The following is a 25,730-nucleotide window of genomic DNA, read 5'->3' on the forward strand; positions in this document are numbered from 1 at the left end:
GGTCCCAGGACCCGGCCGGCTCTCGTGCGTCTCCGTCCCGGAGGCGGGCCGGTCCCGGTCCTCCTAGAAGGGCACGGGGGCGATGTCGACGTCCGCGCGCCGGCCGCTGGCGGAGGCCACGGTCGCCGGGTGGCCCTCGCCGAGCTTGCGGCGGAAGCGCGCCAGGGTCTCGGTGTGCAGCTCCGTGGCCTCGGTGTCGCGGTTCAGCGCGCGCAGGTCGAGGACGACGTTGGTGGCGCAGGCCAGCGTGGTCGGGTGGTCCTCGCCGACGACCCGGGTCAGGATCTCCAGGGTCCGCCGGTCCAGCTCCAGGGCCTCCGCGTGACGCCCCTCGTCGGCGTGGTGGCTGGCCGAACCGATGGCCGTGGTCAGGGTGAGGATGTGCTCCTCGCCCAGCGAGTCGACCAGACCCGGCAGCGCCACCGCCAGGTGCTCCCCGGCGGCCTCCAGGTCGCCCAGGTGGCGCAGGGTGATCGCCAGGTTGGTGCGGGCCGACAGGGTGTACGGATGGGTGGCCCCGAGCTTCGCCGTGTAGCGCTCGATCGTGGCCTCGCCGAGCTCCCTGGAGCGCCTCAGCTGCCCGTCCTGCCGGAACTCGACGACCAGGTTGGCCGCGCAGGCGACGACGTCCGGGTGGTCGGGGCCGTAGCGGTTCATGAACTTCGTCCACACCGTCTCGCCGAGGGCCAGCGCCCCCTCGTGGTTGCCCGCACGGCGGCGGCACACCGCGAGGACCCGGGCGCAGCCGAGGCTGACGGGGGTGTCCTCGCCGAAGACGGCGATGTAGCGCTCGTAGACCGCCTCCAGGTGGGCGGCGGCCTCCAGGTAGTCGCCGTCCTCGCGGATGTCGATGGCCTGGCCGGTGCGGGTGTTCAGGGTGTCGAGGTGGTCCTCGCCCAGGTTGAGGGCGCGCAGCCGGGCCGTCTCGGCGTCGAGCGCGCGCGCCTCCCCGTACAGGCCCATCAGGCGCAGGCCGACGCCGAGGCTGTGGGCCGCGCGGAGGGTGGCCGGGTCGTCCTCGCCGAAGGTCCGCAGGGAGCGCTCGTACACCGAGCGGTTGATCTCCAGGCCCCGGGCCATCTCGGCCCGCAGCCGCAGACCGCTGCAGAGCTGGATGAGGGCGTCGAGGGTGCCCTCGTCCTCCTCGCCCGCGGTCCGGATGTAGATGTCGGCGGTGCGCTCCATCATCGAGGCGGCTTCCCGGTACTCGCCGAGCACGCGCAGGAGGAAGGCCAGCCACTTCGCCATCTCCAGCGTCTGCTGGTCCTCGGCGCCGAACTTCTCGGTCCACATCTCCAGGGCCTCGCGGGCCATCGCCGCCGAGCTCTTGTGGTCGCCCCACACGTAGAGGAACTCCACCATGCCGCGGACCAGACCGCGCACCCACGGGGACTCGCACTCCACGGCACGGGACACCACCACGTGCGGCAGCAGCGCCTGGTAGCGGGGCCAGAGCTCGCGGGAGCCGGGGCTGTTGGGGTTGGCGTCGGCGAGGAGCAGGTGCGCGCCGTGCCGCATGTCCGCCTGCTGCTGCGGGGACATGCGGTTGACCAGCACGGCCTGGACCAGGCGGTGCAGCTGGATGGTGTCGTGCCGGTGCTCGATGCGGGCCAGGGCGTAGACGTTGATCTCGCGGATGGCCCGGCCGAGCTTGATCGGATGCCGCAGGGCGTCGTCGAGCTCGGGGGCGATCGTGGTGCTGCGCGAGTTGTTGAACAGCGAGCGGGAGATCGGCTCGGGCGCGAAGAACGAGCAGACCTGGAGGAGTTGGAGCGCCGCGGGATTGCGCTGTTCGAGCTGGCGCAGCGAGACGTCCCAGGCGGCGGCCACCGACATGGGGTAGTCCGGCGAGGGGACGAGTTCGAGCATCAGCTCGGCGATCTTCTCGTTGATCAGCCGCAGGTACTCGGGCACGGCCATGCCGGTGACGGCCTGCCAGGCCGCCGCCTGCTCGATGGCGAGCGGCAGGTCGCCCAGGGCCTCGGCGAGCTTGTCGGCGTCCGTGTCGCTCAGGTCGCGGGCGCGCCGCCGGAGCAGGGCCTTGCTCTCCTCGCGGGTGAAGACGTCGACGGACAGCGTCCTGGCCACGCGGTCCCACTCCTGGTTCCGGGACGTGATGAGGATCTTCCCCGTGCCGCCGGTCGGGAAGTAGGGGCGCACGGCCTCCACGTTCTCGGCGTTGTCGAACACCAGGAGCCACCGGGTGTACGGGTCGCCCCTGCGCAGCGCCTCACGGACGGCGGGGACGGCCCGGTTGGCCTCGTTGCTCACGTTCAGGCCCATCCGCTGGGCGAGTTCGGTGAGCGCGGTGAGGATCATCGTCGGCTGCTCGGAGGGGATCCACCAGACGACGTCGTAGTCGGCGGCGTACCGGTAGACGTACTCGATCGCGATCTGGGACTTTCCGACACCGCCCATGCCGTGCAGCGTGTGCGGCAGCACCGCCGAGGTGTCGCCGGTCAGCAACTGCTCGCGCACCTGCGCGAGGACGTCCTCGCGGCCGACGAAGTTGGGGTTGTTCGGCGGGATGTTGCCCCAGATGGCCGGGACGGCGGAGCGGGGCCGGTCCGGGTGCGATGCGACGGGTCCCGGGATCGGTGTGCCCGTCGCCGGGGTCGCCGTGCCCGGCAGTGCGTCGGGACTCGGCGCCGGAATCGACGGGACCGCGGTGCCGTTCACGGCCCCTCCGTCCTCGCGCTGGTGCTGACTGGCAGTGGTGTCGGTCATGGAAGAGCCGCCCGTGTCGGAATTTTCATGGGTACTGCGGATATCGTGGACTAGTCCAGGTGTGTTCTGTATGTCCGACGCTCCCGTCGAACTCCCTTCGAGGGCGGCGCTGATCCGGTGGGCCCGGAGCAGGTACGGCCCGGACAAGGCGCGGAGGACGGCCAGCTCGACGCGGACGAACGGCAGGCTCTCCGCGGTCAGCGGCGGATCGGGCACCTGCTCCGGGGCGAGCAGGGCTCCGTGCAGCCCGCGGGCCGCCTCGAACCGGTCGCCGTAGAAGTCGGACACCGAGCGCACGACGCGCGCGGTGTCCGCCCGCATCGCACTGGACAGCAGCGCCTCGCGCGCCCCGTCGACGAAGTCCAGCGGGGCCTCGGGGACGGAGCCCGGCGGTTCGTCGGGCGGGCACTCCTCGACCAGGCCGCTCAGGAACAGCTCGGCCACGTGTACCGGTTGGGCCTCGGGCACGAGCGTGCGCCGCACGTCCCGCACCAGGCGCGGTTCGAGGATCGCGGCGGCCAGATGGGTGGCCAGGCGGAAGGCGGTGGGGGTGGCGTGGCTGCGGAAGCGGCGGATGCGCTCCTGCACCGACGGCGCGGGGACCGCCTCCGGCGGTTCGGCGCCGTCCGCCCCGGACCGGTCGGGCGCGCCGAGCAGCAGCACGGAGGCGTCGACCCAGCCGGACGCCTCACCGGCCACGAGCGCGGCCCACCGGCCCAGCCAGTCGGCCTCCAGCTGCAGGACCGGCACGGCCACCGTCCAGGTGTCGGGCGGCGGGTCGAACGGGTCCCGCGCCTCCGGCGGGAAGGCCACGGACAGCGCGGTGTTGGACGCGCCCGCGCGCGGACCGCGCAGCCGCACCCGCCAGGGCGTGAGGGCGGTGCGGTGCCAGTCCCGCTGGTTGAGCAGGTGCACCACCGCGGTCGGCCCGGCGGTCGACCACAGCTCCAGGGCCTTCAGGGCGACGCCGCTCTTCCAGGACGGCCCCAGGGCGTCGGTGAGGACGAGGACGATCCGGCGGCCGGTCCGGTCCACCAGCTCGGCGGGGACCGCGGTGGCGCCGTGGCCGGTGGCGGGGCCGCGCAGCACGGCCTCCTCGCCGTCCGGGGTGTCGCGCACGCCGAGCCGGCGGACCCGTACGTCCCGGAACGCCCCCAACTGCTCGACCAGACTGGTGAACTCGGAGATCGTCTGCTCCCAGATCGCCATGGTCGCGTGGTCGTCCACCACGAGCACGAGGTCGAAGCGGCGCTCGCCGGCGGGCCGGGTGTAGGGCATCCACAGGCCGTCCTCGGCGGCGTGCTCGGCGGTGGCCTCCTCGTCCAGCTCGATGTCGTACGCCGAGGGCGACAGCTGCTTCAGCGGCCGCAGCCGGCGGGCGATGCCCGGCGCGTCGTGCAGATCCGGCAGCGGTTCGGTCCTGACGTGGCCGTCGAGCTCCTGCGCGGACCCGAGGGCCGATCCCGGGGGCAGGGTCAGGAACGGTGCCCGGAGCACGAAGTCCCGCGGGGGCGGGCGCCGGAGGTCGTCGCGGGGCGGCGGCGTGCGGGGGGTGCTGTCGGAGGTCGGGGTTCCGTCGGGTGCGGTGTCCGCCACGGTCCCGGTCGCCGGGAGCCCCTGCAGGAATTCGGGCAGCTCGGAGAGGCCGGGCAGTGTCGCCGGCCGGGGCCGCGGTGGTTCGGTGGACGGGGGCAGCCGGGCCGCGAGCGTCTGGTACGCGTGCAGCCACAGCGCCTCCGCCACTTCGAAGGCCTCGGGATACGAGGGGGAGTCGTCGTCCATCAGGGCGATCCCGAGAGCTCACGCCAGAGCGCGTCCAGCAGTTCGCTCCATGCCTCCTCGTCCTCCCGGACCCCCGCCGTCCGCAGGAAGACCGCGTTGAGCAGCTGGTCCGTGGCCAGCCCGCCGTTCTGCGCGCTGCGCTCCATGAACTTCCGGATCATGGCGTCGTGCCGTCCGCCCTGGTCCCGGAAGTGGGCGGCGATCATGGCGGCGAGCTGGTCCTCGCGGGGCGGGGAGACGTCCAGCCGGACGCAGCGGCGGAGGAAGGCGGGCGGGAACTGCCGCTCGCCGTTGCTGGTGATGACGACGAACGGGAAGGCCCGGCAGCGGACGCGTCCGTCCGTCACCGCGACCCGCTGGTCCGGGTCGTCGGTGAACACCTCCGCCCGGCCCTCCTGGTGGCGGGCGCGGACCAGTTCGGGGATGTCGTACGCGCCGTTCTCCAGGACGTGCAGCAGGTCGCTGGGCAGGTCGATGTCGCTCTTGTCGAGCTCGTCGATGAGGAGGGCGCGCGGCAGTTCGTAGGGGAGCAGGGCGGTGCCCAGGGGGCCGAGCCGTACGAAGTCCCCGATCTTCGCGTCGACTCCGGCGCCGTCGGCGTCCCCCTCGGCCGGGGGGAGGGCGGTGCGGCCGCGGCCGAGGGACGCCTGGGCGCGGCCGATGGCGTCGTACTCGTACAGGCCGGAGCGCAGGGTGCTGCGGGAGGTGATGCCCCAGTGCAGGACGCGGCCGAGGCCCAGTTCGCGCGCGACGAGGTAGGCCAGGGTGGACTTCCCGATCCCCGGCCGGCCCGTGACGAGGAGGGGCCTGCGGAGCAGCAGGGCGGTGTTGATCATGTCGATGTCGTGCGGGTCCTGCCGGGGCGTGGCGCGGCCCACGGCGCCGAGCCTGCGGTCGGTCTCGGTGCTCTCGGCGGGGACGGGCGGGAGCACCGGGCCGCCGTCGAAGTCCCGCCAGCCGGGCGGCGGCGGCAGGATGTCGCCGAGTCGGATGTCGGTCAGCGGCTGTCCGGTGCCCCGGTAGATCCACCAGCTGCGGCTGCTGACGTGCCCTCCGTTCCGGTTGCTCTCGACCGGATGATGGACACCGCTCATGTTTCCCCCTCGTCGTCGTGTCCGCCGCGTACCTGTGCGGTGCCGGTCCCCGGTGATCCGGACCAGTCGACGATGCGGTTGGGGTCGTCGAAGAGGACGGCCAGATGGCGGCCCACGTGGACGTCCCGTTGGGCGGCCGCGGCGGTGGCCGCCTCGTTCCGTAGTTGCTGCACGCGCTGCGGCAACTCGATCGCCTTGCCCTTCATCAGCTTCTTGGCCCTCCGGCGGAAGTCGCCGGAGGCGCCGGGGCGGCGGTCCCACACGGCCATCGGCACTCCCGCGCGCAGGGCGGTCTCCAGTGAGGCGAGACTGCCGCCGGGGCCGGGCAGCGGGGGAGCGTTGAGGGCGACCGACACGAGCCGTTCGTCGGCGGTGAGCCTGCTGTTCCACTGGACGGCGTCGTGGCCGCGGCGGCCCGCCGTGTCCCAGTGGCAGACGGTCTCGGTGGTGTCCAGCATCAGCTGCCAGCGGTTGTGCCACCGCCGGTGGAAGTGGGGTGCCCGCATGCGTTCCAGGCTGCGCAGCACGACCGGATAGCTCAGGCACAGGGCGGCGGCGAAGGCGGAGTCGGACGCCAGGGGCAGCCATTCCATGGGGCGGTTGAGCAGGTGCATGGGGAGGATGAACTCGAGGACCGGTTTGCCGGGCCGGCCGGCCCAGTCCTTCTCCGCCTGGAAGACGAGCCGTTCCACGGTGGCCTCGACCTCGCCCAAGGACACGATCTGGTCCTCTCCGCGCTGTGGCCGCCAGGGACCCGGACGTATCTGGCGCCAGTGGGAGAGCAGATACCGGTCCGGGTCCATCCCGTGTCTGTCCAACTGGACAACGAGACAGGCGGGAGCTGGTTGTGCCGCGGTGTCGCCCGAGGTGTCCGTGCGGACGGAATCGAGCTGGGGCGCGAGGTCGAGCTTCTCCGCCTGCGCGTTGTTCCACTCGCGCAGGCCGTTGGCGACCGGGCGGTCGAGGTCGGATCCGTCGAGGGCCGCGGCCGCGTGCTCGATCAGCACCATGAGGGGGAGCAGGCCGTCGGGGCGGGCGTTGACCCGGCTGAGGAGGTCGAAGGCCTCGCCGAGGGTGGCGACGGGGTGGCGGGGGAGGGGGACGTCGCCGGCGGCCGCGTACAGCAGTCCGTGCGCGTCGAGGTGCGGGACGCGGGCGAGCAGCGTGCGGGCCTCGCGTAACTCCGCTTCGGGGAGGACGGCGAGGACGGGCGGGGTGGTGACGAGCTGCCGGATCCTCTGCACGGGTGGGGAGCCGGGGGCGTAGACCGTCAGGGTGTCGACGAGTTCGGGCAGGCCGCGCGGTTGCCGCAGGCAGGCCTGGACGATCTCCAGCATGTCCGACCGGGTCCGGCCGTGCTGCCGGATGTTGGCCAGTTCGGGTAACCGGCTTGCCAGCATGCTGATGAACAGGCCGCGCTCGTTCGGAGCGTCGAGGCCCGTCACCTCACACATCTCGTCCACCAGCTCATGCTCGAACCCCGGTGCATGAGCGCCATGGCTGCCATGGAACAAAAGCCCCCCCGTCACGGCTCCGATGTTCCCAACTCCTGATCGGACATGGGTAGTCCGGGCGCCGCCGCCCACGGTCCAGGGTATGCCGGGGGCCTGACGCGTCGCCACCCTGTGAGCCGGGTTCCTTGGTCATGTCGAGGCGGCGACGCCGTGGCCGAGCGGGTTACTCGACGACGAGCTCGACCTCGATGTTGCCGCGGGTGGCCTTCGAGTACGGGCAGAAGGCGTGGGTCTTCTTCAGGAGCGCGAGGCCGGCCTCGCCCTGGAGGTGGTCGGGGAACTCGGCGCGCATGACGACCGCGAGGCCGAAGCCGCCGTCGGCGGGGTCCTTGCCGATGGAGACCTCGGCGGTGACGGAGGCCTCGGAGATGTCGATCCTCTCCTGGCGGGCGACGACGCCCATGGCGCTCGCGAAGCAGGCCGCGTACCCGGCGGCGAAGAGCTGCTCGGGGTTGGTGCCCTGACCGTTGCCGCCGAGGGCCTGCGGGTGGGCGAGGGGGAGGTCGATGTGGCCGTCGGAGCTGACGGCGCGGCCCTCGCGGCCGTTGGCGGTGGCGACGGCGGTGTAGATCGCGTCCATGGTTCTTCCGTCCTGTCCTGGGGGCGTGGCCCCGGTCCTGGGGAGTGGTGCCCTCCATTGATAGCGCACTATTAAGTTGTGCACAACTTAATCGCGTGTGAGAGGTCTCGCGTATCCTGGAGGCATGGAGACGCTCGACACCGTCCCGGACGAGGACTTCCTCCGGCTCGACCACCAGATCTGCTTCTCGCTGCACGCGGCGACCCGCGCCTTCAACGGCGTCTACCGCGAGGCGCTCAAGGAGCTCGGGCTCACCTACCCCCAGTACCTCGTCATGCTCGTGCTCTGGGAGCACCGCGAGCTGCCCGTCAAGGGCATCGGCGAGCGGCTGCGGCTCGACTCCGGCACCCTGTCGCCGCTGCTCAAGCGCCTGGAGGCGGCCGGATACGTCGAGCGGCGCCGCAGCGCCCAGGACGAGCGGTCCGTCACCGTGCGCCTCACCGGCGACGGGACCGCCCTGCGCGAGAAGGCCCGCGGCGTACCGCGGCGGATCGCCGCCGCCACCGGCCTGGACCTCGCCGAGATCCGCGAGCTGCGGGAGCGCCTCGACGCGCTGGCCGTCCGGCTCGACGCCGTCGACCCGGACGCCCTGAACGCCTGCGGCTGAGCCCTACCGGGCAGCCGGCGCCCCGCACCACGCGCGCGCGTGGTTCAGGCCGAGCAGCACGCACACGTCCGTGAGCAGCGGCACGTGGTAGGCGAGCGGCCGCGGCCCGGCCTGGTCGGGACGCGAGACGAAACCGCCGTCCGGCCGCTGCCGCTCCAGGAGGTGGCGCACCGCGCGCTCCGCCGCGCCCCGGGCCGGCGGCGAGGCCGGCGTCCGCGCCACCGCGATCAGCGCGTACGCCGTGCTGATCGGGTCGCTCGGGTCGGACGGCAGGTGCCCCCAGCCGCCGTCCGCGTTCTGGGTGTCCACGAGCCGGGCCACGGCCCGCTCCCGGGCCCGCGCCACCGCGGTCCCGGCCGGATGCCCCGGCGCCGCGGCCCGGAAGGAGTCGTAGGCGAGGACCGTACGGAACAGCGCGTTGCTCTCGTTCAGGCTCCAGCTGCGCTCGAACGGCCCGGCGGCCTCCTGCCGCGCCGCCACGAACCCGACCGCCGCCTCCACCGCCCGCCGGTGCGCGGGATCGGGAGCCAGCGCGTTCACCGCCGCGGCCGTTATCGCCACCTCCGAGACGGTCCCTCGCTCGAACGTCGGAAAGCCGCCGTCACCGCCCTGCCGGTCGAGCAGGTACCGCGCGCCGGCCGCCACCTCGGACCCGAACCGCCCCGGCGCCACCGCGCGCAGGAACTCCACGCAGTACGCGGTGTCGTCGACGTCGCTCTGGGCGACCCCCCGGTCGAAGCCCCAGCCCCCGTCCGGGTTCCGGCGCTCCGCCAGGGCCGCGGCCAGCGCCCGCAGCGAGTGCGCGGGCGCGCCCGCCCCCGCGAGGGCCAGACCGCCGGTCGCCGTCGCGAACACGTCCATGCCCGTGATGAACGGCAGCCCGCCGTCCTCGCGCAGCCCGTCGCGCAGCTCCCGCGCCCGCGCCCGGACGGCCGCCGCGTGCCGGGGGTGCCGCCGGAGCGCCAGCAGCGCGAGGATCCGGGCGAGATGGTTCCCGTACGGCGGCGGGCCGGGCCGCGAGGACGGCGCGAGCGCCCGCCAGTCGTCCGCGCCGACCAGCCGCGGGGCGCCGGTGCCGTAGGCGTACAGCACCTTCAGCGCCGCCATCTCCGTGACCAGCCACCGCTGCTGGCCGTGTGCCGCGAAGACCGCGCCGGGGGCGGGGAGCTCGGGGAACGGATGGGCGCCGAGCTCCGCCAGGACCGTCTGGAACATCAGCCGCTTGCGGCCGGCCGTGAAGTGGTCGAAGCCGCCGAGCAGCCGGGTCAGCGCGGCCGGCCCGTCCACGTACTCGCCGAGCGCCGCACGGGCCGCCGCCTCCTGCAGCGGATCGGGCGCGCCCTCGTCGAGCGCCGTCTTCAGCCGGCGGGTGAGCCGCTCCTGGGCGTCCGCGTCCACCCCCGTCACCGTGAGCAGCCGCAACGCCAGCGCCGACTCCAGGAGCCGGCTGTCGCACGGTGCACGGAGCAGCCCGTCGCGCCCGGCGGCCGACAGCAGCCGCGTCGCGAGGCGCGCCCGCGCGCGGTCGAGTGGGTCCCGCGGCGACGTCGCGCGGGGCACCGGCCCCGGAACGGCGAGGGAGGCGCCGGCTAAGGGCAGCGCGCAGGACGGGAGCAGGGGCATGGGGGCCTTCTTCGGGGTCGTACGAGGGACGTGGGGGAGTGGTGGTTCGGAGGCCGCGCGGGGAGTGGTGGTCCGGGGCGCGGGGGTGCGGGGACGGTTCGGAGTCCGCGCGGGTTCAGAGGCGGAAGAGGCGGCGTACGGCGTCCGCGCCGGCCGGGACCAGCGGGGTGTAGCCGCCGGTCGCGACCGCCGGCGGGGCGACGAAGCCGCACCAGGCGATCTCCCGCGGGTCGGGCCGGGGCGCGCGGTCCGCGACCCAGCGGTGGACCGTCAGGAAGCAGGCGCCGTGCGGATCGTCGACGCGGACCCGGTAGGCCTCGGTGAGGCCGGGTGCCGTCGCCCAGCCCAGCTCCTCCCGGAGCTCGCGCAGGGCCGCCGCCCGGTACTCCTCGCCCGTCCGCACCGCCCCGCCGACCAGCACGTCGTAGTGGCCGGGGTAGGCCCGGGCCGATGCGGTCCGCCGGTAGAGCAGGACCCGGCCGGCGCGGTCGGTGCAGACGGTCGCCGCGTACCGGCGGAGCAGCCCGCCCGGCGCCTCGGCGGTCCGCCGCCCCTGCGCCACCACCCGGTCCCCGGGATCGACGTAGTCGACGCGCTCGGCGCCCGGTGGGGGGACGGGGCGGACGGCGGGGGAGCGGGTTCGGGTGCCTGGTGCGCCGGAGGGGGGTCGAGCGGGGGCGTACGGGCCGGAGGCGTCGGGGCCGGGGGTGTGCGGGGCCGGGGCCGGCGCGGTCACGTCCGCTCGCGGACGAGGGCGGGCGGCGGGCCGGCCGGCCGCCGGTCGATGCCGAACACGGGCCCGCCCACCGGCGCGGTCGCCTCCACCGCGAACCGGGCGAGCGGCATCCCGAGCAGCTCCGCCGTCTCCCGCATCGCGAAGCGGATGCCGGGGCGGGCACGCGGACCGATGCCGAAGGGGAGGTGCGCGCCCAGCGGCAGCGGCGTGCGAGCGGGGAGCACGGCACCGTCGTCGAGGACGTCGGGGAGCACATCGTTCGTCACGCATTGCGATTGCATGATGACCTATCGTAGCGCCCTGTGCGATCTTCGGATCCGGGGCGGCGGCCGGTGCCGGCCGCCGGGCGGTGCGGGGCTTCATCCAATTGTAAGGATCATCATCCAAGTACGGTCCTATACTCGCCCCATGTCCGACATCACCATCCGGCGCGCCACCGCCGACGACTCCAAGCGGCTCACCCGGCTCGTCCGGGGCTCGCGCGCCTACCGCGGGGACTACGCCGCCATGGTCGAGGGGTACCAGGTGGGCGGCGCGTACATCGAGCACCACCCCGTCTTCGTCGCCGCCGACGGGACCGGCCTCGTCCTCGGGTTCTACGCGCTGCTCGTCGACGAGGCGGAGCTCGACCTCGCGTTCGTCGCGGACGCGGCCCAGGGACTCGGCATCGGACGGCTCCTGATGGAACACATGACCGGGCAGGCCAGGGCCGCCGGGCTCGACACCGTCCGGGTCGTGGCCCATCCGCCCGCCGAGGAGTTCTACCTGCGCACCGGGGCCGTCCGCACGGGAGCCGTACCGCCCGCCGGACACATCCACTGGGAGCGTCCCGAGCTGCGGTACGACGTCGCGTGACCACCGCGGAGGAACAGAAGGAACAGCACGACCGCCGCAGGGTCTTCGCCGACCTCACCCCGCTGCGGACGTCCGCGCACTACCGCCGCCTCTGGTTCGGGAGCACCGTCTCCTGGGTCGGGCAGGGCATGACGGCGCTCGCCGTCTCCCTCCAGGTGTACGACATCACCCGCTCGCCGTTCTCCGTCGGGCTCGTCGGCCTCTTCTCGCTCGTCCCGCTCGTCGTGTTCGGCCTGTACGGCGGGGCCATCGCCGACACCGTCGACCGCCGCAAGCTCGGCCTCGCCAGCGCCTGCGGATCGGCGGTCCTCTCGATCGCCCTCGCCGGAGCCGCCTTCGCGGGCTTCCACCGCGTGTGGTTCCTGTACGGGATCGTCGCCCTCCAGGCCGTGTGCGCCGCGCTCAACTCGCCCGCCCGCACGTCGATGATCCCCCGGCTCCTGCCCCCCGAGCAGCTGCGCGCCGCCAACGCGCTCAACTCGATGGTCATGACCTTCGGCACCCTCGTCGGCCCCAGCCTCGGCGGCCTGATCGTCGGCCTCGCCGGCTACCAGACCGCGTACCTCGTCGACGCCGTGGCCTTCTCCGCGAGCCTGTACGCGATGTGGCGGCTGCCGTCGATGCTGCCGGACCGGACCGGGAGCAAGCGGGCCTCCGTCCTCGACGGGCTGCGGTTCCTCGCCACCCGCCCCAACCTGCGCATGACGTTCTTCTCGGACTTCTGCGCGATGATCCTCGCCCACCCCCGCGCCCTGTTCCCCGCCGTCGCCGTCCTCTGGTACGGCGGCGACGCGAAGACCACCGGACTCCTGGTCGCCGCACCCGCCTTCGGGGCGCTCCTCGGCGGAGTCCTCTCCGGCTGGCAGAGCCGCATCCGCCACCACGGCCAGGCGATCCTGATCGCGGTGGCCTGCTGGGGCGCCGCGATCGCCGTCTTCGGGCTGACCCGGAACCTCTGGCTCGGCCTGCTCCTGCTCGCCCTCGCCGGCTACGCCGACACCGTCTCGATGATCTTCCGGAACACGATGATGCAGGTCGCGGCACCGGACGAGATGCGCGGCCGACTCCAGGGCGTCTTCATCGTGGTGGTCGCCGGCGGGCCCAGGCTCGGGGACTTCCTCGCCGGCTCCGTCGCCGACCTGACCTCCCCGGCAGTGGCCCTCACGGGCGGCGGAATCGCCTGCGTCCTCGCCATCGGCCTGCTCGCGCTGTACGGGCGCGGATTCCGCCGCTATGACGCCCTCGACCCGACTCCGTGACCAATCTCCCCGAACGCCCCTTAGCCTCCTGGCGGTTGGCCGCCACGGCACATAACCGCCAGGAGTAGCAGGGGTCAACTCCCGCCCCACCGGCCAAGACTCCTCGCGGCACCCGGAACACCCCCGACCCCGGGTCCGCGAGGAGTACGACGATGACCGCACCCATCGCCAGAGGGAGGGCCGGCCTGCTCGCCGCGGGCGTCTCCCTCGTGATGCTCTCGGCCGGGCAGACCGCCGCCGCCGGGAACACCGCCTCCGCCGTGCCGGACACCTTCAAGGCGTCCGCGACGAGCAGCACCGTCACCCTGGTGACCGGAGACCGCGTCACCCTCACCGACCTCGGCGGCGGACGGCTGACCGTCACCGTCGACCGGGCGAAGGGCGCCACCGGAGCCGTCCGCAGCCGGATCTCCGACGGCCGGGTCACGGTCGTCCCCGACGAGGCCCGCCCCTACCTGGCCTCCGGCGCGCTCGACCCGCGCCTCTTCGACGTCACCGGCCTCGTCGAGCAGGGCGTCACCGGCGAACTGCCCCTCATCGTCACGTACGGAGCCGGGAAGGCCCGGAGCGCCGCCCCCGCCGCCCCGCGCGGCGCCCGGACCGTCCGCGCCCTCCCGAGCGTCGGCGGCGCCGCCGTCACCGCCACCGACCCCGCCGCCTTCTGGCGCGGCTTCACCGCCCCCGCCGCCGCACGGGCCGCGGCCGCCCCCGCCAAGGTCTGGCTCGACGGCCGGGTCAAGGCCGCGATGGCCGAGTCCAACGCCCAGATCGGCACCCCGAAGGCGTGGGAGGCCGGGCTCACCGGCAAGGGCGTCAAGGTCGCCGTCCTCGACACCGGCGCCGACCTCGCGCACCCCGACCTCGTCGGCCGGATCGCCGAGACGAAGTCCTTCATCGAGGGCCAGGAGGTCGCCGACCGCGGCGGCCACGGCACCCACGTCACCTCCACCGTCGGCGGCAGCGGCGCCGGCTCCGACGGCAAGGAGAAGGGCGTCGCCCCCGGCGCCACCCTCGCCGTCGGCAAGGTCCTCAGCGACCAGGGATCCGGCACCGAGTCGCAGATCATCGCCGGCATGGAGTGGGCCGCCAAGGACATCGACGCGAAGATCGTGTCGATGAGCCTCGGCTCCCGCGAACCCAGCGACGGCACCGACCCGATGGCCCAGGCGGTGAACACCCTCTCCGCCGAGACCGGCGCCCTCTTCGTCATCGCCGCCGGCAACTCCGGCGCCCCCGGCTCCATCGGCTCGCCCGGCGCCGCCGACGCCGCGCTGACCGTCGGCGCCGTCGACTCCGACGACCGCGCCGCCTACTTCACCAGCCAGGGCCCCCGCCACGGCGACCAGGCCCTCAAGCCCGACGTGTCGGCGCCCGGCGTGGACATCCTCGCCGCCCGCTCCCAGCTCGTCGCCGGCAGCGGCCTCTACACCTCCATGAGCGGTACGTCGATGGCGACCCCGCACGTCGCCGGCGTCGCCGCGCTGCTCGCCGAGAAGCACCCCGACTGGACCGGCGCCCGCCTCAAGGACGCCCTCATGTCCTCGTCGAAGACGCTCGACGCCGGCGCGTACGAACTCGGCACCGGACGCGTCGACGTCGCCGCCGCCATCGCCGCGAACATCACTGCCACCGGCTCCGCCGACCTCGGCTTCACCTCCTGGCCCTACGCGGAGAACAAGCCCGTCACCAAGACGGTCGCGTACACCAACTCCTCCGACCAGCCGGTCGAGTTGAACCTCGCCGTCGACGGCATGCCCACCGGCGTCGCGACCCTCGCCGACACCGCCCTCACCGTCCCCGCCCACGGCACCGCGAGCACCACCGTCACCGGTGACGGCTCCAAGGCCCCCGTCGGGCAGTCCTCCGGCCGGATCACCGCCACCGCCGGCGGCGCGCCCGTCGCGCACACCGCGCTCGGCCTGGTGAAGGAGGAGGAGCGCTACACCCTCACCGTCCACGTCAAGGACCGTGACGGCGCCCCCGCCCCCGCTTCCCTCGGCGTGCAGCAGCTCACCGCGGGCGTGGACCCCTTCCCGGCCGCGGTCGGCGAGTCCGGCACGCTCGAACTGCGCCTCAAGCCCGGCACGTACGCCGTCGACACCTTCCTCGACGTGCGCGGCTCCCACGGCCAGGACTCCCTCGGCCTCGGCTTCCTCACCGAGCCGGAGGTCACCCTCGACCGCGACCGCGAGATCACCCTCGACGGACGGCAGCTGCGCGAGATCCGCGCGGAGGTCGAGAAGCGCACCGAGACCCGGCAGCTCCTGATGGAGTTCGACCGCGAGGCGAACGGCGCCTCCTACGGCGGAGCCGTCCAGGTCCCGCCGATGTACGACTCGGTCTTCGCCGCGCCCACCCGCAAGCCCGCCACCGGCACCTTCGAGTACCGGACGGTCTGGCGCCTCGGCAAGCCGATGCTGGAGGCGAGCGTCGACGGCACCCGGCTCTCCGACGCCACCCCGCAGGCCGGCGCCGGCCTCCTGGAGGGCGGCCACCGCCTCGGCCTCGTCGACGCGGGCACCGGAACCCCCGCCGAGTACGCGGGCCGGAACGTCACCGGCAAGGCCGTCCTCGTGCGGCTCACCGAGGGCGCCGACCCGGCGCAGCTCGCCCAGACCGCCCAGGACGCCGGCGCCGAGGCCCTGTTCGTCACGGACGACCGTCCGGGCCGGCTGATGAAGTGGTTCGGCACCGCCGACTACCAGGACCGGCCCCTCGCCGTCGCCACCGTCAACGCCGCCGACGCGCGGCGGCTCGCCGCCGGCGCCGCCCGCGGCAAGCGCGTCGAACTGACCGGCACCCGCTTCACCCCGTACACCTACGACCTCTCCGAGGGGCACCCCGGCGCCATCGGCAAGGACCTGGTCTTCCGCCCCGGCAAGGACGAACTGGCCACGATCCGCTCCACGTTCCGCATGCCGACCAAGCGTGCGGAGCTGGGCGGCGAGTTCCGCTACTCGATCACCGACACCTTCCCGATCGGCTTCGGCTTCAAGGAGTGGATCGCCTTCCCGACCGAGCGCACCGAGTACGTCTCCACCGGCACCGGCCAGCGCTGGCACGAGTCCGTCGACCTCGGCGAGTCCCTGGAACAGCGCGGCGGCACCCCGTCCTACCGGGGCGGCAGCCGGGTGGACCTCGACTGGTTCGGCCCCGTCTGGCACCCCTGGCTGGGCACCGGACTCGGCTGGGGCCAGCAGCGCACCGGCAACGACCTGCGCTTCAACACCCCCGGCTGGGGCGACTCGGGCACCGACCACACCGGCTTCGGCAACGTGTGGAGCGACGACTCGATGACCCAGTTCACCGAGGTGTACGTCGACGGCGTCCGCGTCGACCGCAAGATGAGCTCCGGTGCCTACGCCTGGGACGCCCCGGCCGAGGAAGCCGCCTACAAGGTCGTCACCGACACCGCCCTCGACCCCGCCCGCTGGCGGCTCGCCACCAAGGGCCACAGCGAGTGGACGTTCCGCTCCTCCGAGACGCCCTCCGACAAGATCACGTACTTGCCGATGATCAACCTCGGTTTCGACGTCGACACCGACCTGAACGGCGACGTCCGGGCCGGCGGCCGCCTCCCCGTCGGGATCTCCGCCGAGTACGTGAAGGGCGCGGCCGGCACCGGCACCCTCACCACCGGCACCCTGGACGTCTCCTACGACGAGGGCGCGACCTGGACCGAGGTCGCCCTCAAGAAGGCGTCGCGCGGGGCGAGCTGGACCGGCGAGCTGCGGATCCCGGCCGGCGCGGCCTCCGTCTCGCTGCGGGCCGGCGCCCGTGACGACCGGGGCGGCTCCGTCACCCAGGAGCTGATCCGCGCGGTCGGCGTGCGCTGACCCGACGGCACACGGCCGGGCCCCCTCCTCCGGGAGGGGGCCCGGCCTCCGTCGTTCAACGGGCCCCGGGAAGCGCCTTCTTCAGGACCTTGCCCATGTCGTTGCGGGGGAGGGCGTCCAGGTAGCGCACCACCCGGGGCCGCTTGTGCGGCGCGAGGAGCCCCGCCACGTGATCGGCGAGCTCCGTCTCCGCCGGCGGCTTCTCCGCGTCCCGTGCCACCACCCAGGCCACGATCCGCTCGCCCAGATCCGGGTCCGGCTCGCCCGTGACGGCCGCCTCGCGCACCCCCGGATGGTCGAGCAGCGCGTTCTCGATCTCGCCCGCCCCGATCTTGTAGCCGCCGCTCTTGATCAGGTCGGTCGCCTTGCGGCCCACCAGCCGCACCGCGCCGTCCGCCTCCCGCACGGCCATGTCGCCGGTGCGGAACCAGTCGCCGTCGAAGGCCGCCGCCGTCGCCTCCGGCCGGCCGAGGTAGCCGGAGAAGAGGTTCGGGCCGCGCACCTGCACCTCGCCGACCGTCTCCCCGTCGTACGCCCCCAGCACCGAGCCGTCCTCGTCCACCAGCCGCAGCCCCACCCCCGCGAGCGGCACGCCGACGGTCCCGGGACGCGGGGCGCCGCCCGGCAGCACGCTGGTGTTCATCAGCGTCTCGGTCATCCCGTACCGCTCGACGACCGTCCGGCCCGTCGCCGCCGCGATCCGCTCGTGGTCGTGCACCGGCAGCGCCGCCGACCCCGAGACGAGGAGCCGCGCCGCCGACAGCGCCGCCGTCAGACCGGCGTCCCCGTCCAGCGCGTCGGCCAGCCGGTGGTACATCGTCGGCACGCCGAACAGCATCGTGCCGCCCCCGGCGCCCAGCTCCCGGGCCACGCCCTCCGCCGAGAACGCGCCCAGGTGCCGCACCTCGCCGCCCCGGCGCAGCGGCCCCAGCACCCCGAGGACCAGACCGTGGACGTGGAACAGCGGCAGCGCGTGCACCAGGACGTCGTCCGCCGTCCACGACCAGGCGTCGGCCAGCGCGTCGAGGGAGGCGGCCAGCGCCCGGTGCGAGAGGAGGACGCCCTTCGGCGGGCCGGTGGTGCCGGAGGTGTAGACGACCAGGGCAGGGGACTCGGGGTCGTCCGGCCCCGCCGGCGGGGCAGCGGCGGTGCCGGTGAGCGCCACGTCGATCCGGGGGACGCCGGCCAGCCCGGCGGGCAGCTCGGCGGCCGGGTCCGCCAGGACGGCGGAGGGCGCGCTGTCGCCGAGGACGTGCGCCAGCTCCCGCTCGCCGGTGCGCGGGTTGAGGGGCACGGCGGGGACGCCCGCCAGCAGCGCCCCGACCACCGCGACCGCGGTGTGCGCGCTCGGCGTGGCCCAGACGGCGACCCGGCCGGCCCCCGTGATCCGGGCGGCCAGGGCGCCGGCCGCCCCGGCCAGCTCTCCGTACGTCAGGGTCGTCGCGCCGAAGCGCAGCGCGGTCCGGTCGGAATCGGCTCCGGCCGCCAGGGCCGGGAAGAACGCACTCACCGGTCGAGCTCCTCGGGTCGTCGAGGGCGAAGGTCGCCGGGAGGCATTCTGCCGGGGCGTCAGGGCCGTGTGGCCGTGACCTTCGTCGCCTCCGGCTCCGGCTTGCCGCCGCCCGGGCGGATCCCGCGCATCCGCCCGTACGCGTACACACAGCCCGCGAGCGCCAGGTCGGAGAGGAGCATGAAGCCGATCGAGTACGAGTCCTTCGCGCTGTAGATCGCGCCCATCACCAGCGGCGGCACGAAACCGCCGAGGCCGCCCATCGCGCCGACGATGCCGGTCACGCTGCCCACCTGGGCCTGCGGGGTGACCTGGGAGACGAGGGCGAAGACCGAACCGCTCGCCGTGCCCAGGCCGGCCGCCATGACCAGGAGGGCGATCGTGCCGCCCGGGTTCAGCGGCGGGTCGAAGGCCTGGACGATCGCGAACAGGGCGGCCGTGCCGAGCGCCCCGGCCGTCACGAGCGCCGGGTGGATCCGGTCCGAGAGCCAGCCGCCGATCGGCCGGAAGACCACCGTGACCAGGGCGAACCCGGCTGCCTTGGTGCCCGCGTCCGTCGGGTCCAGCCCGTACCAGGTCTTCAGGTACGTCGGCAGGTAGACGCCGAACGCCACGATGCCGCCGAAGCCGATCGCGTACAGCGCCGACAGCTCCCACGTCACCCGCAGCCGCGCCGCCGAGCCCAGCCGGGTCGCCAGGGAGGCGGTGGGCACCGGCCGGTCGGGCCGGTCGGTGATGAGGAAGAAGGCGAGCACCGCGTACGCGGCGAGCGCGGCCGCCACCACGACGAACGGCAGGTTCTCCCCGTGCTTGGCGATCCGGGGCGTGAAGTAGCCGGAGAGCGCCACGCCGCCCATGCCCATGCCGAACACGCCGAGCGCAAGGCCCCGCTTGGCCGGCGGGAACCACGAGTTCACCAGCGGGATGCCGATCGCGAAGGTCGTGCCGCCGAGGCCCAGGAGGAAGGCGACGACGAGCAGCAGACCGTAGGTGTCCTTCACCACGATCAGCAGCAGCACGGGGATGATGGTCAGCGCCGAGACGAGCGGGAACATCCGCTTCGCGCCGTACCGGTCCGTCAGGGCGCCCGCCGGGACACGGCCGACCGAGCCGACCAGGACCGGGACGGCGACGAGGAACGACTGCTGGAACGAGCTGAGTTCGAGCCGGTCGCCGTACCAGCTCGCGAGCGGTGCGATCAGGTTCCACGCCCAGAAGGTCAGCGTGAAGCCGATGGTGGCCATCACCAGATTGCGGTAGGCCGCCGCGGTCGGGGGCTTCGTCTCGGTGGTCACCCCACAAGTCAAGATCGGGGAGAAGGGCCCGGCGCGCCGGACTGCTCCGTACGGGTGCTCCTCAGGGCCAGGTCACCGTGGCCGTCGGCGAGCCGTCGTCCTCGACCCGCAGCCGGAGGCCGTCGTTCCCGGCCGCCACCTCGACCGTCACCGCGGTGACCCCGGGCCGCCGGTGGGCCGCGGCGAGCGCCCCTCGCAGAGCGGCGAGCAGCTTCCCCGCGTCCTCCTCCTCGGCGAGCGTGTCGACGGCGCCGGAGAAGTGGACGGACGGTCGGAAGCCGAGGAGGGCGGCCGCGCCGCCGGTCTCGCGGAGGACGCGGCCGCGGAACGAGGCGGGGGCGTCGGCGGGGGGCTGCTGGAGGGCGAAGATGGTCGTGCGGACTTCCTGGATGGTCGAGTCCAGCTCGTCGACGGCCCGGCCGAGGAGTTCGTTCTCGTCGGACGAGCCGGTGGCGCGGCGGCGGGTCGACTCCAGCATCATCTCGGTGGCGAACAGGCGCTGGACGACCAGGTCGTGGAGGTCCCGCGCGATCCGGTCCCGGTCCTCGTACACGGCGAGCCGCTCCCGGTCGTGGCGCGCGTCCGCGAGGACCAGGGCGAGTGCCGCCTGCGAGGCGAACTGGGAGGCGAGGAGCCGGTCCACGGCCGAGTACGGCGGGTCGCCGCGCCGCCGGGGGAGGGCGAGGGTGCCGATCAGCTTCCCGCCGCTCTGCAGCGGCAGCATCATCGACGGGCCGAAGCGGGTGCGGACGGCGGTGGTCATCCTGGGGTCGGTCGCGGAGTCCTCGATGAAGACGGGCTCCCCGCCGAGGAGCTGGACGAGCACGGGTGAGCCGGGGGCGATCGTCGTGCCGACCAGGTCTCCCGGGTCGTCGGTGGCGGAGGCGGCGACGATCTCCATGCCGCCCTCGGCGGTGGGCTGGAGGACCACCCCGGCCGAGGCGCCGGCGAGGAGGCGGGCCCGCTCGGCCACGGTCGTCAGGGCGTTCTCGGCGGACGCGCCGGTGAGCAGGGCCGTGGTCACGGCCGCGGCCCCCTCGATCCAGCGCTCCCGCTGCCGGGCCGTCTCGTACAGGCGGGCGTTGCCGATGGCGATGCCCGCCTGGGAGGCGAGGACCCGGAGCAGGGAGAGGTCCTCCTCGGTGAAGCCGCCCGGGTGCTTCTCGGTGAGGTACAGGTTGCCGAACACCTCGGTGTGGACCCGGATCGGGACGCCGAGGAAGGTGCGCATCTCCGGATGCCCCTCGGGTACGCCGGCGGAGCGCGGATCGGCGGCCAGGTCGTCGAGCCGGAGCGGCCGCGGGTCCCGCACGAGCGCGCCGAGGAGCCCGGTGCGGCCGTCGGGGAGCCGGCCGATGCGCTGCCGCTCCTCGTCCGTCAGGCCGGACGTGAAGAGTTCGGTGAGCCGGTGGCGCTCGGGGTCGACGACCCCGAGCGCGCCGTAGCGCGCCCCGGTCAGCTCGGTCGCGGAGTCCACGATGTGCTGGAGGGTGGTGCGCAGTTCGAGATCCGTGCCGACGCTGAGGACCGCTTCGAGCAGCAGGGGCAGGCGGGGCGTCTCGGTGCCGTCGTCGGTGTCCGCGGCCTCGGCGTCCTCGTCCATGATCGTCATGGTCTCATTGTCGTACGAATCAGGGGATTTGGCTGGTTTGCGTACGCCGGGCTCAGTCCTCGTCGTCCAGCGGGTTCCGCTCCGACAGCGGGTCGAGGACCATCGCCTGGACCTTGCCCTCCAGCATCGCGCCGAGACCCAGGACCGCGCAGACGTCCGGGCGTTCGGCGATGTGCACCGGCATCCCGGTCGCCTCGCGCAGCATCTGGTCGAGCCCCGGCAGCAGGGCGCTGCCGCCGACCATCATGATCCCGCGGTCCGCGAGGTCGGCCACCAGGTCCGGCGGGCAGTCCCGCAGCACCTTCCCGATGCCGTCGAGGACCGCCGTCAGCGGGGTGTGGATCGCCTCCCGCACGGCGGCCGTGTCGACGGTGACCGAACGGGCCAGGCCCGTGGCGACGTCCCGGCCGTGGATCTCGGTCACCGCCGGGCCCTCGGCCGTCAGGCCGTTCCCGCTCAGGGCGAGTTGCAGCGGCCGGACCGACTGGCTCGGCAGCATCAGCTCGTGGTGGTGACGCAGGTGCTGGATGACGGCGTGGTCGATGGCGTCGCCGCCGACCGGCATCCGCTCGGCCGTCACGATCGAGCCGAGCGAGAGCACCGCGACCTGCGTGGTCGCCGCCCCGCACACCAGGATCATGGTCGCCGTCGGCTGCTCGACCGGAAGGCCGCAGCCCACCGCCGCCGCGATCAGGGTGTCGACCAGCTCGACCCGGCGCGCCCCGAGACCGACGAGGGTCTCCACGGCGGCGCGCTGCGCCAGCGGGTCGCTGTCGTGCGGAGTGCACGCGGCCGCCCGCAACCGGGGCTTGCGCCGCAGCTGTCGGCGCAGCTTCTCGCCGAGGAGGTGGCGGAGCATCCGCTGCGCCATCTCGATGTCGACGACCGTGCCGCCCGACACCGGGCGGACGACCCGGATGTAGTCGGGAGTGCGGCCGGTCATCTTCTCCGCCAGCGCGCCGACGGCGATCAGCGCTCCGGTACGGGTGTTGACGGCGGCGACGCTCGGCTCGTCGACGACGAGTCCGGCGCCCTTGACGAAGACCCGGGTGCGGGCGGCACCCAGGTCGACGGCGACATGGCAACGACGCAGCTGCTCAAGGCTGACGGTCACGGCGGATCCTCCGGAGTGCGGTGCTGGCACGGGCGAGGTGGTTCGCGTTGCGCGTTCCTGTTCGCATCGTCCGGCCGTCCGCGCCCCGGCGCGCGCTGGGCTGCGCCGCCCGGGGCCCGCCGGCGTCCGGCGGGCCGGGCCGGACGGATCGGCCGGAAGCCCTCCCGGCCGTCCGGTCGGGCACCCTCCGCGTGCGGCCGGTGACGGAGGTGGAGGTACGGGCCCGGCGGTTTTGGAGGCGATCCTTCCCGAAGCGGGAGAATCACGGCGCACCGCCGACGACCTGCGGTTTCCTCACAGGATCCTCACCTCGCCGCCTCCCTGTCACCGCACGGGGCCGCATAGCCTGCGGGCCCCATGGACTACTGCTACGCGTGCCGGCGGCATCTCAATGGGGCCCTCGCCTGTGCCGGGTGCGGGACTCCCGTCGAGAAACTGCGGTACCAGACCCCCCACATACCGGCCCACCCGCCGGCCCCCGCACCGGTCCACACCCAGGACCCCGCCTACGCCGAACCCCGCCCCGCCTACGCCGAGGCCCACCTCGGCTACGCCGAACCCCGCTCCGCCTACGCCGAACCCCACCTCGGCTACGCCGAGCCTCGCCCCACCTACGCCGAGGCCCGCCCCGCCTACGCCGAGCCGCACTTCGCCCACGCCGAGTCGGGCGGCACCTACGCCGAGCCGGACCGCGCCCATGCCGAGCCGGGCAGCCCGTACGCCGATCCGGACCGTTCCGGGTCCTCGCACGAGTCCGCGTCCGAGCCCTCGCCCGAGCACGTCTACGAACTGGACGTCCTGGAGCCGCCGCGACCGTCCGCGGGCGGGCGTCGTGCCGCCCGTGCCGCCGGGCAGGACCGTGCCGCGGCCCGGGGGCGTACCGCCGTACGCCGGGGACGGCGCTCCCGGTCGCGTGGGGCTCGTACGGTCCTGGTCAGTACGGTGGGCCTGGTCCTCGCGGCCGGGACGCTGAGCCTGGCGCGGCTCGCCCTGGAGGATCCGCCACAGGACGGCGCCGCGACGGCGGTCGAGGAACTGGACGTGACCGCGACGCCGCTCGCGCCCGAACCGCTCGACGACACGCAGCCGCCGGACGGCGCCGGCCCGTCCGCGGTGGTCGACGCCCCGGCGTCCACCCGCCCTCGTCAGGCGAGCGCGGGCTCGGGCACGGGCGGTCGGCGGGGATCGGGTTCCGCCTCGGGGGCGGGTGCGGGACCGGCGTCCGGTACGGGGTCGGGGCAGGGTCCCGCCACGGGGCAGGGGGACGGGGGCGTCCCGGCGCAGCAGCCGACGGCCACCGGCTCGCCGTCCGCGCCCACCGCGACGCCGTCCTCGACGGCGGGCGGTCCGACGCCCACGGGTTCGGGCACTCCCGGCGGGCCCGCGCCCTCCGCGACGGGCTCGACGCCGAGCGGCACGCCGACGCCGACGCCGGCGCCGACGCAGACCTGCACCCGTTTCCTCTGGTGGTGCGTGTAGGCGCCGGAGGGACACCCCCTAGGCGAGGCCCTCGCCCAGCATGCGCCTGAGCAGGTCGCGGAGCAGGGTGCGCTCGGTCTCGGAGAGTTCGCCGAGGGGTTCGCGGGCGAAGCCGAGGGAGTCGCGGAGGCGGCGGGCGGTGTCGCGGCCCTCGGTGGTGGGGACGGCGAGCTTGACGCGGCGGTCGTCCGGGTCGGGGTGGCGTTCGACCAGGCCGCGGGCTTCGAGGCGGTCGACGATGCCGGTGATGTTGGAGGGCTCGCACTTCAGCTTCTGGGCGATGCGGCGCATCGGCAGCGGGTCGAGGGAGAGCAGGCCGAGGACGCGGGCCTGGGCGCCGGTGAGCGCGTGCTGCGCGGCCGCCTGCTCGTACTCCTCGTAGTAGCGCGCCACGACCGTGCCGATCAGCTCGACGACTTCGAGGGTGAGGGGGTCCGTGCGTGAGGTGGCCATGGGGCTCAGTCTACCCAGATACTTGACAACATGAAATATCGAGGCGCATGGTTGTTTGAGGTAGTGAACCTTTTGTGATCCAAAGCTTTTCTGGAGGCCGTGCTCATGTCCGTACTTCCCGCGTCCAGCCGTGAGTGGCACCTCGTCGCCCGTCCGCACGGCTGGCCCGTCCCCGCGGACTTCGAGCTGCGCGAGACCCCGGTCGCCGAGCCCGGCGAGGGCCGCATCCTCGTGCGCAACCTGCACTTCTCCGTCGACCCGTACATGCGCGGAAGGATGAACGACGTGAAGTCGTACATCCCGCCGTTCCAGCTGGACCACCCGATGGACGGCGGCGCGGTCGGCGAGGTCGTCGCCTCGAACGCCGAGGGCTTCGCCGTCGGCGACCACGTCCTGCACGGCCTCGGCTGGCGCGAGTACGCCGACGTCCCCGCCAAGGGCGCCACCAAGGTCGACCCGGCGCTCGCGCCCCTCTCCGCCTACCTGGGCGTGCTCGGCATGACCGGCCTCACGGCCTACGCCGGCCTCTTCGAGGTCGCCTCCTTCAAGGAGGGCGACGCCGTGTTCGTCTCCGGCGCGGCCGGGGCCGTCGGCAGCCAGGTCGGCCAGATGGCGAAGCTCCGGGGCGCCTCCCGCGTCATCGGCTCCGCCGGCTCCGACGAGAAGGTCAAGTTCCTCGTCGAGGAGCTCGGCTTCGACGCCGCCTTCAACTACAAGAACGGCCCGGTCAGGGACCAGCTGCGCGAGGCGGCCCCGGACGGCATCGACGTCTACTTCGACAACGTCGGCGGCGACCACCTCGAAGCCGCGATCTCCTCGCTCAACGTGCACGGCCGCGCCACCATCTGCGGCATGATCGCCCAGTACAACGACACCGAGCCGGTCCCCGGCCCGCGCAACATGGCGATGATCATCGGCAAGCGGCTGCGGCTCCAGGGCGTGCTCGTCGGCGACCACTACGGCCTGCAGAACCAGTTCGTCCAGGAGGTCGGCGGCTGGCTCGCCTCCGGCGAGCTGAAGCACCGCGAGACCTTCGTCGAGGGCATCGAGAACGGCGTGGACGCCTTCCTCGGACTCCTCCGCGGGGACAACACCGGAAAGATGATCGTCTCGGTGACCCGTTAGTCTTCCCTCAGCCGTCGCGATCGTGGGCGCGAGTCGCGGCGAACTGCAGAAGGAAGTACCCCGGCATGTCCATCCAGCACTCCGACGTCCTGTACACCGCCGTCGCCACCGCCGAGAACGGCCGTGACGGCCGGGTCGCCACGGACGACGGTCAGCTCGACGTCGTCGTCAACCCGCCCAAGGCCATGGGCGGCTCCGGCGCCGGCACCAACCCCGAGCAGCTCTTCGCGGCCGGCTACAGCGCCTGCTTCCAGGGCGCGCTGGGCGTCGTCGCCCGCAACGAGAACGCGGACGTCTCCGGCTCGACGGTCACCGCCGAGGTCGGCATCGGCAAGAACGACGACGGCTTCGGCATCATCGTCAAGATCTCGGCGACCATCCCCAACGTGGACGCCGAGACCGCCAAGAGCCTGATCGAGAAGGCCCACCAGGTCTGCCCGTACTCCAAGGCGACCTGCGGCAACATCACGGTCGAGCTCGCCGTCTGACCCGCGACGCCGCACACTGGGCGAGGGCCGCACCCCGACCG

General features: G+C 73.9%; 19 protein-coding genes. 7 read left to right on the forward strand and 12 right to left on the reverse strand.

Going from position 1 to position 25,730, the window contains the following annotated elements:
• Nucleotides 1-63: 63 nt before the first annotated feature.
• From fxsT to ACFCY7_RS31230, 4 genes are all read right to left on the reverse strand, one after another.
• Nucleotides 64-4,509 carry an FxSxx-COOH system tetratricopeptide repeat protein gene (fxsT, locus tag ACFCY7_RS31215; RefSeq protein WP_376489417.1) on the reverse strand — a complete coding sequence of 1,482 codons (4,446 nt, stop codon included), beginning with the start codon at nucleotides 4,507-4,509 and terminating at the stop codon, nucleotides 64-66.
• Entirely contained in the window at nucleotides 4,509-5,603 is a 1,095-nt protein-coding gene (locus tag ACFCY7_RS31220; protein WP_376489418.1) for an AAA family ATPase, read from the reverse strand. Before ACFCY7_RS31220 ends, fxsT begins: the two co-directional genes overlap by 1 nt.
• Nucleotides 5,600-7,057, reverse strand: a complete 1,458-nt coding sequence (locus ACFCY7_RS31225; protein WP_376489433.1) for a hypothetical protein — start codon at nucleotides 7,055-7,057, stop codon at nucleotides 5,600-5,602. Before ACFCY7_RS31225 ends, ACFCY7_RS31220 begins: the two co-directional genes overlap by 4 nt.
• A gap of 223 nt (nucleotides 7,058-7,280) precedes the next feature.
• Nucleotides 7,281-7,697 (reverse strand): organic hydroperoxide resistance protein, encoded by a 417-nt coding sequence (locus ACFCY7_RS31230; protein WP_367825009.1) that lies wholly within the window; start codon nucleotides 7,695-7,697, stop codon nucleotides 7,281-7,283.
• Nucleotides 7,698-7,821: 124 nt separating this feature from the next.
• Between ACFCY7_RS31230 and ACFCY7_RS31235 the strand changes: the two genes are divergently transcribed.
• Complete coding sequence (locus tag ACFCY7_RS31235) at nucleotides 7,822-8,304, forward strand: MarR family winged helix-turn-helix transcriptional regulator (protein WP_376489419.1); 483 nt, start codon at nucleotides 7,822-7,824, stop codon at nucleotides 8,302-8,304.
• Nucleotides 8,305-8,307: 3 nt separating this feature from the next.
• Here the strand turns inward: ACFCY7_RS31235 and ACFCY7_RS31240 are convergent, their stop codons facing one another.
• The 3 genes from ACFCY7_RS31240 to ACFCY7_RS31250 all read right to left on the reverse strand — a co-directional run bounded on the left by ACFCY7_RS31240 (nucleotide 8,308) and on the right by ACFCY7_RS31250 (nucleotide 10,929).
• Nucleotides 8,308-9,927 carry a prenyltransferase/squalene oxidase repeat-containing protein gene (locus ACFCY7_RS31240; protein ID WP_376489420.1) on the reverse strand — a complete coding sequence of 540 codons (1,620 nt, stop codon included), beginning with the start codon at nucleotides 9,925-9,927 and terminating at the stop codon, nucleotides 8,308-8,310.
• Nucleotides 9,928-10,042: 115 nt separating this feature from the next.
• A complete protein-coding gene (locus ACFCY7_RS31245) occupies nucleotides 10,043-10,663 on the reverse strand; it encodes an NUDIX domain-containing protein (RefSeq protein WP_376489421.1) in 621 nt (206 codons plus the stop codon).
• Nucleotides 10,660-10,929, reverse strand: a complete 270-nt coding sequence (locus ACFCY7_RS31250; RefSeq protein WP_376489422.1) for a hypothetical protein — start codon at nucleotides 10,927-10,929, stop codon at nucleotides 10,660-10,662. Before ACFCY7_RS31250 ends, ACFCY7_RS31245 begins: the two co-directional genes overlap by 4 nt.
• A 142-nt stretch (nucleotides 10,930-11,071) precedes the next feature.
• On the opposite strand from ACFCY7_RS31250, the gene ACFCY7_RS31255 reads away from it, so the two are divergent.
• From ACFCY7_RS31255 to ACFCY7_RS31265, 3 genes are all read left to right on the forward strand, one after another.
• A complete protein-coding gene (locus tag ACFCY7_RS31255) occupies nucleotides 11,072-11,518 on the forward strand; it encodes a GNAT family N-acetyltransferase (protein ID WP_376489423.1) in 447 nt (148 codons plus the stop codon).
• Nucleotides 11,515-12,777 (forward strand): MFS transporter, encoded by a 1,263-nt coding sequence (locus tag ACFCY7_RS31260; protein ID WP_376489424.1) that lies wholly within the window; start codon nucleotides 11,515-11,517, stop codon nucleotides 12,775-12,777. The genes ACFCY7_RS31255 and ACFCY7_RS31260 overlap by 4 nt, the downstream gene beginning before the upstream one ends.
• A gap of 152 nt (nucleotides 12,778-12,929) precedes the next feature.
• On the forward strand, nucleotides 12,930-16,613 hold the full coding sequence (locus ACFCY7_RS31265; protein ID WP_376489425.1) for a S8 family serine peptidase: 3,684 nt from the start codon (nucleotides 12,930-12,932) through the stop codon (nucleotides 16,611-16,613).
• 55 nt (nucleotides 16,614-16,668) lie between these two features.
• On the opposite strand, the gene ACFCY7_RS31270 is transcribed toward ACFCY7_RS31265, so the two are convergent.
• The 4 genes from ACFCY7_RS31270 to ACFCY7_RS31285 form a co-directional block, all read right to left on the reverse strand.
• Nucleotides 16,669-18,123, reverse strand: a complete 1,455-nt coding sequence (locus tag ACFCY7_RS31270; protein WP_376489426.1) for an acyl-CoA synthetase — start codon at nucleotides 18,121-18,123, stop codon at nucleotides 16,669-16,671.
• Nucleotides 18,124-18,182: 59 nt separating this feature from the next.
• A complete protein-coding gene (locus tag ACFCY7_RS31275; protein ID WP_376489434.1) occupies nucleotides 18,183-19,367 on the reverse strand; it encodes a nitrate/nitrite transporter in 1,185 nt (394 codons plus the stop codon).
• 112 nt (nucleotides 19,368-19,479) lie between these two features.
• Nucleotides 19,480-21,030 carry a GAF domain-containing protein gene (locus ACFCY7_RS31280; RefSeq protein ID WP_376489427.1) on the reverse strand — a complete coding sequence of 517 codons (1,551 nt, stop codon included), beginning with the start codon at nucleotides 21,028-21,030 and terminating at the stop codon, nucleotides 19,480-19,482.
• Between the two features lie 52 nt (nucleotides 21,031-21,082).
• A complete protein-coding gene (locus ACFCY7_RS31285) occupies nucleotides 21,083-22,144 on the reverse strand; it encodes a rod shape-determining protein (protein ID WP_376489428.1) in 1,062 nt (353 codons plus the stop codon).
• A gap of 357 nt (nucleotides 22,145-22,501) precedes the next feature.
• Here ACFCY7_RS31285 and ACFCY7_RS31290 point away from each other — a divergent pair, with 357 nt between their 5' ends.
• Nucleotides 22,502-23,623: a hypothetical protein gene (locus ACFCY7_RS31290; protein ID WP_376489429.1), complete on the forward strand. Its 1,122-nt coding sequence runs from the start codon at nucleotides 22,502-22,504 to the stop codon at nucleotides 23,621-23,623.
• 18 nt (nucleotides 23,624-23,641) lie between these two features.
• On the opposite strand, the gene ACFCY7_RS31295 is transcribed toward ACFCY7_RS31290, so the two are convergent.
• Nucleotides 23,642-24,076, reverse strand: coding sequence for a MarR family winged helix-turn-helix transcriptional regulator (locus tag ACFCY7_RS31295; RefSeq protein WP_376489430.1), 435 nt, complete (start codon nucleotides 24,074-24,076; stop codon nucleotides 23,642-23,644).
• Nucleotides 24,077-24,181: 105 nt separating this feature from the next.
• On the opposite strand from ACFCY7_RS31295, the gene ACFCY7_RS31300 reads away from it, so the two are divergent.
• Both ACFCY7_RS31300 and ACFCY7_RS31305 read left to right on the forward strand, forming a co-directional pair.
• Nucleotides 24,182-25,201 carry an NADP-dependent oxidoreductase gene (locus ACFCY7_RS31300; RefSeq protein WP_376489431.1) on the forward strand — a complete coding sequence of 340 codons (1,020 nt, stop codon included), beginning with the start codon at nucleotides 24,182-24,184 and terminating at the stop codon, nucleotides 25,199-25,201.
• A gap of 65 nt (nucleotides 25,202-25,266) precedes the next feature.
• Complete coding sequence (locus tag ACFCY7_RS31305; RefSeq protein ID WP_376489432.1) at nucleotides 25,267-25,689, forward strand: organic hydroperoxide resistance protein; 423 nt, start codon at nucleotides 25,267-25,269, stop codon at nucleotides 25,687-25,689.
• Nucleotides 25,690-25,730: the final 41 nt, after the last annotated feature.

This window comes from Streptomyces sp. NPDC056361, from assembly GCF_042262805.1.
Lineage (GTDB): Bacteria > Actinomycetota > Actinomycetes > Streptomycetales > Streptomycetaceae > Streptomyces.